This is a genomic window from Streptomyces sp. NPDC046557 (assembly GCF_040645975.1).
Classification (GTDB): Bacteria; Actinomycetota; Actinomycetes; order Streptomycetales; family Streptomycetaceae; genus Streptomyces.
Genome location: NZ_JBEYZH010000002.1, coordinates 454860 through 467051 on the forward strand (window position 1 = coordinate 454860; position 12192 = coordinate 467051).

General features: G+C 74.5%; 10 protein-coding genes. 1 reads left to right on the forward strand and 9 read right to left on the reverse strand.

Annotated features, from left to right (window positions below; genetic code table 11):
- Positions 1-47 precede the first annotated feature (47 nt).
- From ABZ934_RS07280 to ABZ934_RS07295, 4 genes are read right to left on the reverse strand one after another with little or no spacing between them, the layout of a single operon-like run.
- Positions 48-668, reverse strand: a complete 621-nt coding sequence (locus tag ABZ934_RS07280; protein ID WP_361309538.1) for an ATP/GTP-binding protein — start codon at positions 666-668, stop codon at positions 48-50.
- Positions 649-1032 carry a DUF742 domain-containing protein gene (locus ABZ934_RS07285; RefSeq protein ID WP_361309541.1) on the reverse strand — a complete coding sequence of 128 codons (384 nt, stop codon included), beginning with the start codon at positions 1030-1032 and terminating at the stop codon, positions 649-651. The genes ABZ934_RS07280 and ABZ934_RS07285 overlap by 20 nt, the downstream gene beginning before the upstream one ends.
- Entirely contained in the window at positions 1029-1502 is a 474-nt protein-coding gene (locus ABZ934_RS07290; RefSeq protein WP_361309543.1) for a roadblock/LC7 domain-containing protein, read from the reverse strand. Before ABZ934_RS07290 ends, ABZ934_RS07285 begins: the two co-directional genes overlap by 4 nt.
- Entirely contained in the window at positions 1499-4471 is a 2973-nt protein-coding gene (locus ABZ934_RS07295) for a nitrate- and nitrite sensing domain-containing protein (protein WP_361309545.1), read from the reverse strand. Before ABZ934_RS07295 ends, ABZ934_RS07290 begins: the two co-directional genes overlap by 4 nt.
- A gap of 378 nt (positions 4472-4849) precedes the next feature.
- On the opposite strand from ABZ934_RS07295, the gene ABZ934_RS07300 reads away from it, so the two are divergent.
- Complete coding sequence (locus tag ABZ934_RS07300; RefSeq protein WP_361309548.1) at positions 4850-5623, forward strand: hypothetical protein; 774 nt, start codon at positions 4850-4852, stop codon at positions 5621-5623.
- 18 nt (positions 5624-5641) lie between these two features.
- On the opposite strand, the gene ABZ934_RS07305 is transcribed toward ABZ934_RS07300, so the two are convergent.
- The 5 genes from ABZ934_RS07305 to ABZ934_RS07325 all read right to left on the reverse strand — a co-directional run bounded on the left by ABZ934_RS07305 (position 5642) and on the right by ABZ934_RS07325 (position 12150).
- Positions 5642-6082: a MarR family transcriptional regulator gene (locus ABZ934_RS07305; RefSeq protein ID WP_136215079.1), complete on the reverse strand. Its 441-nt coding sequence runs from the start codon at positions 6080-6082 to the stop codon at positions 5642-5644.
- 325 nt (positions 6083-6407) lie between these two features.
- Complete coding sequence (gene lon, locus ABZ934_RS07310) at positions 6408-8807, reverse strand: endopeptidase La (RefSeq protein ID WP_361309551.1); 2400 nt, start codon at positions 8805-8807, stop codon at positions 6408-6410.
- 132 nt (positions 8808-8939) lie between these two features.
- Positions 8940-9695, reverse strand: a complete 756-nt coding sequence (locus ABZ934_RS07315) for a DUF4097 family beta strand repeat-containing protein (protein ID WP_361309554.1) — start codon at positions 9693-9695, stop codon at positions 8940-8942.
- Between the two features lie 65 nt (positions 9696-9760).
- On the reverse strand, positions 9761-10642 hold the full coding sequence (locus tag ABZ934_RS07320) for a sulfurtransferase (protein ID WP_361309556.1): 882 nt from the start codon (positions 10640-10642) through the stop codon (positions 9761-9763).
- 26 nt (positions 10643-10668) lie between these two features.
- On the reverse strand, positions 10669-12150 hold the full coding sequence (locus ABZ934_RS07325) for a hypothetical protein (protein WP_361309558.1): 1482 nt from the start codon (positions 12148-12150) through the stop codon (positions 10669-10671).
- Between the last annotated feature and the right edge of the window lie 42 nt (positions 12151-12192).

Sequence of the window (12192 nt, forward strand, 5' to 3'; positions counted from 1 at the left end):
GTTCTCGATTCGAGGTCGACGGTGCTACGGGGGGGCTGCGCTTCGCGCTATTCGGGGGTGACGTCCAGGGCATGCGTGACCAGGGCCAGCAGGGACTCGACGACCGTGTCCCGGCGCCGCGCGTCCATGATCACGACGGGGACGTACGGCGGGATGCCGAGCGCCTCGCGCACGTCGGCCTCCCCGTACTCCCGGGAGCCCTCGAAGTGGTTGACGGCGACGGCGTACGGCAGCCCGCAGCTCTCGAAGTAGTCGAGGGCCGGGAAGCAGTCGCGCAGCCGACGCGTGTCGGCCAGCACCAGGCCGCCGATCGCACCCCGCACCAGGTCGTCCCACATGAACCAGAACCGCTCCTGGCCCGGGGTCCCGTACACGTACAGGACGAGGTCGTCCGCGAGCGTGACCCGGCCGAAGTCCATGGCGACGGTGGTGGTGCCCTTGTCCGGGGTCGCGGACAGGTCGTCGGTGGCCGCACCGGCCTGGGTCATCACCGCCTCGGTGCGCAGCGGGGTGATCTCGGAGACGGACGACACGAGCGTGGTCTTGCCGACCCCGAAGCCTCCCGCGACCAGCACCTTCACGGCGACGGGCGCGCGCGAACGGTCGTACTGCCACGGCTGGACGGGCTCGTCCTCGGCCGCGGCCGGATCAGAGACGGCGAAGGCCACTGAGCACCCTTTCCAGCAGCGCGCGGTCGGGACGGCCGGCGCCGTGGCCCGTGCCGTAGACGCGGACGCGTCCCTGGTCGGCGAGGTCGCTGACCAGGACGCGGACCACGCCGAGCGGCAGTTTCAGCAGCGCGGCTATCTCGGCGATCGTGCGCATGCGCCGGCACACCTCGACGATGGCCGGCATTTCCGGCATCCGGTCGGCCGTTACGGCCGGTCCGGTGTCGAGGGCGGCGACGAACGTCTCCACCAGCAGGATCTGCGCGAAGCGGGTCCGGCCGCCCGTGAGGGAGTACGGCCGGACCCGGGCGGGGCGGCGGTCGGCGCCGCGTATGGGCAGCCGGTCGGAGGCCGGACTCCTCACGAGGTGTTCTCCATCGACTGGCGCAGCTCGCTGCGGACTTCGGGGGTCAGGACGTGCCCGGCCCGGCCCACGAACAGGGCCATGTGGTAGGCGACGACGCTCATGTCGCAGTCGGGGGTGGCGTGCACGCCCAGCAGCGAGCCGTCGCTGATGACCATGACGAAGACGGAACCGTGCTCCATCGCCACCATGGTCTGCTTGACGGAGCCGAGCTCCATCAGGTCGGCGGCGCCGCTGGTGAGGCTGCCGAGCCCGGAGACGATGGTGGCGAGGTCGGCGGAGGCCCCCCGGGGGCCCTTGGGCCGGTCCGCTTCCACGGGGGCCGTCGGCTGCGAGGAGAGCAGCAGCAGCCCGTCCGAGGAGACGACGGCGACGGAGTTGACGCCGGGCACCTCCTCGACCAGGTCGGTCAGCAGCCATTGCAGGTTGCGGGCCTGGGTGCTCAGTCCGTACGTACTGGGCGCGGTCATGTGCGTGCCTCCTGTGCGGTGTCCCCCCGGTCGGTCTGCCCCTGCTGCCGGCCCTGGTCCTGGTCCCGGCCCTGGTCCTGGTCCTGGTCCTGGGCGAGTTCGGCCGCCGCGACGCGCCGCCCGTCCTGGGAGCCCTGGTAGAAGCCGCCGAGTCTGCGGCGCAGCTCGTCGGCGTCCACCCGGCGGGGCTCGGACCGTGCCCCGGCGGGCCGGTCGGTCGTCGGGGCCGTGGCCGCGGGGCGCGGGGTTCGCTTCGGCAGGCCCTTGTCGGTGACGGCTTCCTCTGGGTGGCCGTGGTTGCCCTGGCGCGGGAGCCAGTTGTCCTCGGCGGCGGCCCGGCCGTGGGGGGCGGCGTCCGCCGGGTCGGTGTGGGGCCGCGCGGGCGCGGACCCCGTTTCCGGCTGTACGTCGGCCCCGGGCGCGGTCTCGGGCAGCGGCTCGACGCCCCCCGGGGCGGGGTCGGGCACCGCGAAGGCCACCGCGTCCGGCGCGGGCACGACCCTCGCGAGGAGTTCCTCCTCGGGACCCGCCCCGCTCGGCGTCACGGCGGCGGGGGCCGCCGCCGTGAACACCTGCTCGGCGGGGGGCAACTGCCCGGCGGGAGCCTCGAAGGTCCCCGCAGCGGCCTCGGGCACGACCCGGGCCGACGACTGCTGCCGCGCAGCGGCCCGCACGTCCCGGCCGCCGTCCGAAGGAGACCCGTCCGCAACCCCTTCGCCCGCCGCGGCCGCGAACTCCTCCGCGACGGGAGGCGGTTCGGGTTCAGCGCCCGCGCCCGTGTCCGCCACCGGAGGCGCCGGCTCGGCCGCCGGCGGCACCCTCGGGGGCAGCGTGTTCTCGTTCGCCTCGGCGATCACCCCGGGCAGCCGGAACTCCGGCAACCCCGACGTGGCCGGCGTGTGCACGGGCGAGGTCGGCGGTGCGGTCGGCAGCAGCGCGGCCGGGACGACCACCAGGGCCTCCGTCCCGCCGTGCCGGCCGGCACGCAGCTCCGCCGTCACCCCGTGGCGTGCCGCGAGGCGGCCGGCGACGTACAGGCCGAGCCCCAGCCCGTGCTCCGCCTCGGGCTCCTCGTCGTACGCCTCCGGCGTGGCCAGCCGGGCGTTGAGGGACTCCAGCCGGTCGGCGGTGACCCCGATGCCCTCGTCCAGCACGGACAGCACCACTTCACCGGAGTCCAGCAGCCGGCCCGACACCTTCACCTTGGCGTCCGGCGGCGAGAACGTCGTCGCGTTCTCCAGGAGTTCCGCGAGGACGTGCGAGATGTCGTCGGCGGCGTGCCCCGCGACCTGCGTGTACGACGGCAGTGCGGCGAGGTCGACCCGCTCGTAGCGCTCGATCTCGCTGACCGCCGCCCGCAGGACGTCCACCAGAGGTACCGGCAGCGCCTGTCCGTGGCCCTGTTCCTGCCCGGCCAGGACCAGCAGGTTCTCGTTGTGGCGGCGCATCACCGTCGCCAGGTGGTCCAGTTTGAACAGGGTCGCGAGCCGCTCGGAGTCCTGTTCCTTGGATTCCAGTTCCTCGATGACGGCGAGTTGCCGCTCGACCAGGCCGAGGGTCCGCAGCGAGAGGGAGACGGAGGTCGTCGACATGATGCGGCGGTGCTCTTCCAGCCCGGCCCGCAGCTCCTCCAGCTCCGCTTCCAGCCGGGCCCGGACCTCCTTGAGCTCCGTTTCCAGCGCGCTCCGGCCCGAGGACAGCGCCTCGTTGCGGCCGATGAGCCGGCGCCGGTCGGCGTCGAGTCCGGCGATCTTCGTGTGCAGGGCGACGGTCTGGTCCCGTACCGCGTTCAGGTGGCCGACGACCTGGGCGAACTCGTCGTTTCGGCCGGTGAACCGGACCGGCTCGACCGAGCCCTCGGGGGTCGCCAGCCGCTCCGCGCCCCGGCGCAGCACCGACAGCGGCCGGGTCAGCGAGCGGGCGACGGCCGTGGAGACGCCCACGACGAGCAGGAACAGCACGCCGAGGAAGGCGACGAGCAGCTCCAGCCGCTGGACGTCGTCGTCGCGCAGGGTGGCGAGGGCGGTGGACCGCCGGCCCGCCAGGGTGGACTCCACCGAACGCATCCGGTCGATCCGGGCGGTGAGGGCCGGGCCGACGGAACCGGCGTCGGCCTTGCGGTCGGCCGTGGACGGGGTCGGCCGCTCGGTGAGGCGCTTGAGGTAGTCGTCGGCCGTCTTGACCTCGGGTCCGGTGACGGTGTCGGTCAGCGTCTGCCGTACGTCGGGGCGCGCGGCCCGCGCGAAGTCGTCGAGGGCGGCCTGTTCCCGTACCCGTGCGCGCTGGGCGGCGGCCGTGAGTTCGTCGGCGGCGGCCGAGCCGGAGGACTGCTCGCTCCGGGGGACGGGGACGGCCAGGGCCGCCAGGAGCAGTCCGCGGGTCGCCGACGCCTGTTCCACGGCTTGGCCGAGGGGGGCGAGCGGGCGGGTGGTCGCGAGGGCGGCCTCCGCGCGCGGCGGGGTCAGTTCGGCGAGTCGGTCGCCGGGCGCGAGCAGTTCCGCGATGACGGCGGTGTACGCCTGGTGCGCGGCGAGGGCGCTGCCCTTGCCGTCGACGGCCTCGGTGCGCACCGCCTTGATCCGGCCGAGGGCACCGGCGAGTTGCCCGTCCGCGTCGGCCCGGACCTCGGACAGTTGTCGGTCGGTACCCGCGACGCGTTGTTGCACGACCGCCTTGGCGCCCGTGGGGCGGCCCTTGGCGGCGTACTCGACCACGGCGTCGCGCTCGTCGCCGAGGAGGTGCGCCAAGGTGAGGCTCCCCTGTGCCTGCTCGGCGAGGGTGACCAACCGCTGGGAGTCGTTCAGTTCCCTGGTTGCGGAGACGACGGCGGGAGCGCCTGCCGCGAGGACGGTGAGGCCCGCGACGGCCACGCCGACCACCAGCCTGCTGCGTACGCGGACGCGACGTCCTGCGGGGGCGGGTCCGTCTGCGCTGGCGGTGCCGTTCTTCCGAGACCGCTTCTTCTGCACCGGTGCTCGCAATCCTGTACGTGTGCTCGTGCTCGTCTACTCGTGTGGCCGAGGTAACGGCCGGTCAACAAGTAAACGCTCCCTGCCCCCTCGTACCGCCTCAGACCTTCGCAGTGCGATGGGAACAGAGCCGCACATCGCCCACCCCGCCACTCGAAGGAGTGAACATCACGGAGGAGGGGGCGGCCAACTCGGACGGCGCGTGCCAGGTGCCGTTCGTGGACGGGCGGTTGAAAGTTCGCGGGACGCTTTGGCAAGATGCCCCGCCCTTCCGGCCCGGGGGTCGGGCGCGGTGGCGTCCCACCCCTCCCGATTTGGTACGGACCTTCCCTGAACCGGGGTCCGTCCAACGGCCGTGGCGCGGGGCAGAATGTCCGCATGCGCATCGACTTGGCCTCGGTGGCCGGCAGCCCGGAACGCCCCAACGAGGACTGGGTCTCGGTGGCGACACCCGCGTTGGGCGGCGGAGTTGTGGTGGTTCTCGACGGGGTCACCCCACCGCGCGGCGACGACGGGTGCGCGCACGGGGTGCCGTGGTTCACGGCCCGGCTCGGCGGCCGATTGACCGAACTGTCCGGCTCCCGGCGGGACATGCCGCTGGAGCGGATCCTCGCGGAAGCCATCGGGACGACCGCCGCGGCGCACCGCGACGACTGTGACCTTTCTCACGTGCGGACCCCGCAGGCGACGGTGGTGATGGTCCGCTGGGACGAGACGCACGTGGAGCATCTGGTGCTGTCGGACTCGGTCCTGCTCCTCCAGGCGCCCGGCGGTGAGGTCACGGCCGTACGGGACGACCGGCTGGAGCTGGTCCCGCGCGAGGCGTTGCGCTCGGTGGCCGCGGCGGACGCGCTGCGCAACGCCGAGGGCGGCTTCTTCACGGCCGCCGCGGACCCGGCGGTGGCGGCCCGCGCGGTGACCGGGCGCACGCCGAGGGCGCGGGTGCGGGCGGTGGCCGCGCTCACGGACGGGGCCGGCCGGTGGACGGACATCTTCCGGGAAGGAGACTGGGCGGACTGCATGACGGTGCTGCGCAAGGAGGGCTCCGAGGGATTGATCGGCCGGGTCCGCGCGGTGGAGTCCGACCCGGCCCGCCCGTCGGCCCCCCACAAGCGCCACGACGACGCGTCGGCGGTGTACGCGGAGCTGTGAAGAGGACGGGCCGGGCGGCTATTCGGCGCCCTGGTTGAGCTGGTGCAGCAGCCGGGCCAGTTCGGCGACCTCGCCGCGGTCCCAGTCGGCCAGTGTGCGCATGTACTGCTCGCGTCGGGCGCCGCGGACCCGCAGGAACCGGGCCCGGCCCTCCTCGGTGAGCCCGACGAGGAAGGCCCGGCCGTCGGCGGGGTCCGGCTCCCGGGCCACCAGGCCCAGGACCTCCAGGGCGCGAAGCTGGCGGCTCATGGTGGCCTTGCCGACGCCGAAGTAGGCGGCGAGCTCGGTCGCCCGCTGCCGCCCGGCGGCCTCCAGCCGGACGAGGAGCCCGTACGCGGCCGGCTCCAGCTCGGGGTGGAGGGCGCGGGCCATCTCGCCGGACGAGGCGCGGGCGCGCCGGAGGAAGACGGACAGCTCCCGCTCCAGGGCAAGGAACTCCTGGTCTTCTCTCCCGTGCACGTCCGGCTCCCGTCGCTGATGTTCTCCCGCTGCCTCCCCCAGTATTTCGCAGTGGGCCCGCCGATCCAGCCCCGCGGGGGTGTCGTCGGCCCCGCCGGTGTTTGAGGCGCGGGGTGGGGGGCGGAGCCCCACGGGCCCGGCGGAGCCGGTTCTCCCGACCCCGCCGGCCGGGACGCACCCCGCCGCCCCGACCCCGCCGGGCGGAACGCACCCCGCCGCCCCGGCCCCGCCGGCCGGGACGCACCCCGCCGCCCCGACCCCGCCGGGCGGAACGCACCCCGCCGCCCCGGCCCCGCCGGCCGGGACGCACCCCGCCGCCCCGACGTCAGGCGGCAGCCGTCACGGCGGCCACCTCCGCCTCCGCGAGGGCCAGCTCCAGCACCTGGCGCACATCCGTCACCGGGTGCACCTCCAGTCCCTCCAACACCTCCGCCGGCACATCGTCCAGATCCGCCTCGTTCCGCTTCGGGATGATCACCGTGGTCAGCCCCGCCCGGTGCGCGGCGAGCAGCTTCTGCTTGACCCCGCCGATCGGCAGCACCCGCCCGGTCAGCGAGACCTCACCGGTCATGGCCACGTCGGTCCGCACCTGTCGGCCCGACAGCAACGAGGCCAGCGCGGTCGTCATCGTGATGCCCGCGCTCGGGCCGTCCTTCGGTACCGCTCCCGCCGGGAAGTGGATGTGCACGCCCCGGTCCTTGAGGTCGGCGACCGGAAGCTCCAGCTCCGCGCCGTGCGAGCGCAGGAAGCTGAGCGCGATCTGCGCCGATTCCTTCATCACGTCACCCAGCTGCCCCGTCAGCGTCAGCCCGGCCGCCCCGGTCTCGGGGTCGGCCAGCGACGCCTCCACGAACAGCACGTCGCCGCCCGCCCCCGTCACGGCGAGGCCGGTGGCCACGCCCGGTACGGCGGTGCGCCGCTCGGCCGGGTCCTGCGCCGACTCCGGGACGTGGTGCGGCCGCCCGATGAGCGCCCGCAGATCGTCGGCGCCGATGGTGAAGGGCAGGTCCCGCTCGCCCAGCTCGTGCTGCGAGGCGACCTTGCGCAGCAGGCGCGCCAGCGACCGCTCCAGGGTGCGCACGCCTGCTTCCCGGGTGTACTCCCCGGCCAGCTTGCGCAGCGCGTCCTCCTCCAGGACCACCTCGTCGGTGGCGAGGCCCGCCCGTTCCAGTTGGCGGGGCAGCAGGTGGTCGCGGGCGATGACGATCTTCTCGTCCTCGGTGTAGCCGTCGAGCCGGACGAGTTCCATGCGGTCGGCGAGCGCCTCGGGGATGGCTTCGAGCACGTTGGCGGTGGCCAGGAACACCACGTCGCTCAGGTCCAGCTCCACCTCCAGGTAGTGGTCCCGGAAGGTGTGGTTCTGCGCCGGGTCCAGCACCTCCAGCAGCGCTGCCGCCGGATCCCCGCGGAAGTCGGAGCCGACCTTGTCGATCTCGTCCAGGAGCACGACCGGGTTCATGGACCCGGCCTCCTTGACGGCCCGCACGATGCGGCCGGGCAGCGCCCCGACGTACGTCCGCCGGTGGCCGCGGATCTCGGCCTCGTCCCGTACGCCGCCCAGGGCGACCCGGACGAACTTGCGGCCCATGGCGTGCGCGACCGACTCCCCGAGGGAGGTCTTCCCGACGCCGGGCGGCCCGACCAGGGCCAGGACGGCGCCGCCCCGGCGACCGCCGATGACGCCCATGCCGCGCTCGGAGCGCCGCTTGCGCACGGCGAGGTACTCGGTGATCCGGTCCTTCACGTCGCTGAGCCCGGCGTGTTCGGCGTCGAGCACGGCGCGCGCGCCGCGGATGTCGTACTCGTCCTCGGTGCGCTCGTTCCAGGGCAGTTCCAGCACGGTGTCCAGCCAGGTGCGGATCCAGGACCCCTCGGGCGACTGGTCGCTGGCGCGCTCCAGCTTCTCGACTTCCTTGAGCGCGGCCTCCCGTACCTTCTCGGGCAGGTCGGCGCCCTCGACGCGGGTCCGGTAGTCGTCGGACTCCTCGCCTTCCTTCTCGCCGTTCAGTTCGCGCAGTTCCTTGCGGACGGCCTCCAGCTGGCGGCGGAGCAGGAACTCGCGCTGCTGCTTGTCGACGCCGTCCTGGACGTCCTTGGCGATGGACTCGGCGACGTCCTGTTCGGCGAGGTGGTCGCTGAGCGCCTTGATCGCGAGCTTGAGGCGGGCGACGGGGTCGGTGGTCTCCAGCAGTTCCACCTTCTGGGCCACCGTGAGGAACGGCGAGTACCCGGAGTTGTCGGCGAGGGCCGAGACCCCTTCGATCTGCTGGACCCGGTCCACCACCTGCCAGGCCCCGCGCTTCTTGAGCCAGCTGGTGGCGAGGGCCTTGTACTCCTTGACGAGTTCGGTGACGGCCCCCGGCAGCGGGTCGGGCACCTGTTCGTCGACGGTCTCGCCCTCGACCCAGAGCGCCGCCCCGGGTCCGGTGGTGCCGGCGCCGATACGGACGCGACCGCGGCCGCGGATCAGCGCCCCGGGGTCACCGTCGGAGAGCCGTCCCACCTGCTCGACGGTCCCGAGCACCCCGATCCCGGCGTACTTCCCGTCGACCCGCGGTACGAGCAGCACCCGCGGCTTCCCGCTGCCCGCGGCGGCCTGCGCCGCCTCCACGGCGCCGCGCACCTCGGCGTCGGACAGGTCCAGCGGTACCACCATTCCGGGCAGCACGACCTCGTCATCGAGCGGCAGCACGGGCAGAGTGAGCGTTACGGACGTCGAAGCCATTATCTTCCCTCCGGCAGTCAAGTTGAGCTATGCCGACTCAATGTCCCGGAGCCCACCGATGTTCCCCAACCTGAGTTCGCCCGGGGCGAACACGCTCGGGGCGAACGCGTGCTCGGGCGAACCGAACGGGCGTCAGCCGGCCGAGAGGTGGAGATCGCCCGAGGTGGTGTGCACGGAGAGGCTCGCCGGGGCCGCCGGGTCGGCGGGGAGGGTGATGTCACGGGAGCCGGAGGCCGTGGAGGCGGCGATCCGGTAGGCCGCCGGGGGCACCCGCAGCGTCAGGTCACCCGAGCCCGTGTCGGTGGTGACCGAGGCCGGGGGCGTGCTGAAGGCCAGGCGGGCGTCGCCCGAGTCGGAGTGGACGTCGGCTCGCGGGCCGGACAGTCCGGCGGCCCGGATGTCGCCCGAGGAGGTACGGATCGTCAGCGGGCCCGCGACGCGTTCGGCCGTGACGTCCCCCGACGAGGAGCTGAGGTCGGCGGCGGCGACGCCGGTGACCGTGAGGCGGCCGCTGCCGGTCTCCAGCTTCACCGTCGCCGAGGCGGGCACCTCCAGCCGGTAGTCGACGTAGCAGGTGTCCGAGCAGCCGTTGGTGAAGGTGAGGACACCTCCCGTGACCCGTTGGCCCGGCTCGGGCCGGGTGTCACCGCGGTAGTGGACCGTGCGGTGGACGGTGACGCCCGGGCCGCTGCCCGGCAAGACCTCGACCGAGCCGTGCCGCCCGTCCGCCACCTCGACGGAGTGGACGGCCTCGGTCACGGTGGCGTCGTCACTCGCCGTCTTCCGGCCGCCCTCGGCGAGCCGGCCGAGGGAACAGCCGGTGAGGAGCAGTCCCGCGGTGACGGCGAGGGCGGGTACGGCGAGGAGGGCGCGGCGGGGGGAAGTCATGTGCGGAAGTCTGTCGAACCGGCGACCCCGCCACGATGGGGGCGCTACCCGGGAGCGGCCGGGGGTTAACCCCCCGTCACCGCCGGTCGGTCCGGGGTCCCGCCGGGCAGGCCCCACTCGCTCCACGAGCCGTCGTAGACGGCCGTGTGCCGGTAGCCGGCCAGTTCGGCGCCCAGCGCGAGGACGCAGGCCGTCACCCCGGAGCCGCAGCTGAAGTAGAGCCGCTCCCGGTCGCCCGCCGACGCCCGGAACGCCTCCCGGAGTTCGGCCGGCGGTCGCATCAGGCCGGCCGGCGCCTGGAGTTCCGTAAAGGGGAGGTTGACGGCGCCCGGCATGTGGCCGCCGCGCAGCCCCGGGCGGGGCTCCGGTACGGTGCCCGCGAACCGCTCCCGGGTGCGGGCGTCGAGCACCGCGGCGCCCGGATCGATCAGGGCTCCGGCCACCGTGTCGGCGTCCACCAGCAGTCCCTGGCGCGGCCGGGCGGTGAAGGAGCCGCGCGGGCCGTCGTACGCGGGGCCGGTGTTCTCCAGCGGCAGCCCGGCGGCCTGCCACGCGGGGAGCCCGCCGTCCAGGACGGCGGCCCGGTCGAAGCCCATCGCGCGCAGCATCCACCAGGCGCGGGCGCTGGAGTAGATCCCGGCGCCGTCGTACACGACGACCGTGTCGCCCTCGCCCAGCCCGAGGTCGCGCATCGCCTCCTCGAACCGCGCTGCGGTGGGCATGGTGTGCGGGACGGGCGAGCCGTGGTCGGACAGCGCCCCGTCGAGGTCGAAGGGGCGGGCCCCGGGGATGCGCCGGTCCGCGCCGCGCCGCGCGCCGACGGAGGCGTCGAACAGCACCAGGTCCGGTTCGAGGAGGCGGACGGCGAGCTGCTCGGCCCCGATCAGGGGTCCGAAGGGGTTCTCGGGCTCCATCATGAAGATCCTCCGGTGGGTCGGTCCGCCCATCCAACCACCGTGCCCCGGTGGCCCCTTCAGTCGCAGTCGGCGTCGGTACGGGCGTACACGGCGACGCGCGCCCCGCGCACCCCGGTGACCGAGCACAGCCGGAACCCCGCCGCCAGCGCCTCCCGCTTCGCCGCCTCCGCGGGGTACGGGTCGAGGGGTTGTCCCGGCGGGTCGAGCAGCGCCACCACCCGCGCCGCCCCGGCCAGCCGCGCCCGTATCCCCGCGGCGGGCAGTTCGGTCCCCCACAGGCTGTGTGAGGCCGCGGGGGTCCGGGCCAGGGCCAGGTCGCGCAGGGGCGCGTACGTCCCGGGCGAGGACAGCAGCCACTCGCGACGGCGCGCCGGCATGAACAGCACTGCGTCCCCCGGCCGGGCCCGCTCCCGGACGGCGGCGGCCACCGCCAACACGTCGTCCTTGCGGCTCTCGGGGGTCCGCAGCCGGCCCGACCAGCCTCCCCACGGCACCAGCAGCACCGCGGCCAGCACCCAGGCCCACACCGCGCGCGCCCCCACCGGGCGCGCCCGCACCCCGTCGGCCCGCGCCAGGCGCAGCCCGATCAGCAGGGCGAGACCGGCGAGCGCGTAGAGCACGTACCGGTCGACGTACCAGGGGTGGACCAGCGAGACCGTCATCAGCAGTCCCGGCGGCAGCAGCGTGAGCGGCACGGCGACCCGCAGGGCCCGGCGCTCCTCGCGAAGGCCCCGGGCCAAGAGCAGCACGGCGACGACGAGCACCCCGTACGCCGTCCAGTCCTGCCAGCTCGGCCGCCCGAGCCAGCCGAGTTGCTGACGGGCCTGGCGGGCGCTGAGGACGGCCAGCGGCAGCAGGGCGGCGACGACGGCCGCGGCGCTCCACCGCCAGCCGCGCGAGCGCCACGCCGCGCAGCCGTGCGCGAGCAGGGCGAGTACCGCGAACTCGTGCAGCCAGCAGCCGAGCAGCAGCACCACCGCGTACGCCACCCACCGCTCGGCCAGCATCAGGTAAGTGGCCCAGACCACGGCGCAGGCGACCAGGGCGTACGAGCGCCCCTCCTGGGCGTACATCTGCACGGGCGGCAGCAGGGCGTAGGCGCTCCCGGCGATCACCGCGGCCCGGGTCCCGGTCCGCCCGGTCCGGGTCCCCGCCCCGGGCCCCGCCAGCCGGTGTGCCACGGCGGCCACTCCGGCGGCGGCCACGGCGGTGGCGGCGACGGAGGGCAGGCGCAGCGCCCACAAGCCGCCGTCCCATACGCCGTAGACCGCGTGCATCAGCAGGTAGTACAGGCCGTGGACGGCGTCGACGTGTCCGAGGAGTTCCGGGAGGCCACCGAGCGGGCGGTGCGCCACCTGGACGGTGACGGATTCGTCGCGCCACATGCTGCCGCCCGCGGGGCCGCGTTCCAGGCCCCAGAGGCCGAGGACGACGGCGAGGAGCGGCGGCAGCCCGCGCCACAGGGCCGTGGGGCCCCCCAGGGCTGTGCGGCTGATGTCGGCCTCCGGGTGCTTCCGTGCGAGTGGTGCGGACTCCATACTCGGGGTTCGGGTCGGCCCTCGTTCCAGCGGAGGTGGGTT

Coding starts and splice junctions, on each gene's coding strand:
- ABZ934_RS07315 (WP_361309554.1), bottom strand. CDS start 9,695: ATGACTTCCCCCCGCCGCGCCCTCCTCGCCGTACCCGCCCTCGCCGTC.
- ABZ934_RS07320 (WP_361309556.1), bottom strand. CDS start 10,642: ATGGGCGGACCGACCCACCGGAGGATCTTCATGATGGAGCCCGAGAAC.
- ABZ934_RS07325 (WP_361309558.1), bottom strand. CDS start 12,150: ATGGAGTCCGCACCACTCGCACGGAAGCACCCGGAGGCCGACATCAGC.
- lon (WP_361309551.1), bottom strand. CDS start 8,807: ATGGCTTCGACGTCCGTAACGCTCACTCTGCCCGTGCTGCCGCTCGAT.
- ABZ934_RS07290 (WP_361309543.1), bottom strand. CDS start 1,502: ATGACCGCGCCCAGTACGTACGGACTGAGCACCCAGGCCCGCAACCTG.
- ABZ934_RS07300 (WP_361309548.1), top strand. CDS start 4,850: ATGCGCATCGACTTGGCCTCGGTGGCCGGCAGCCCGGAACGCCCCAAC.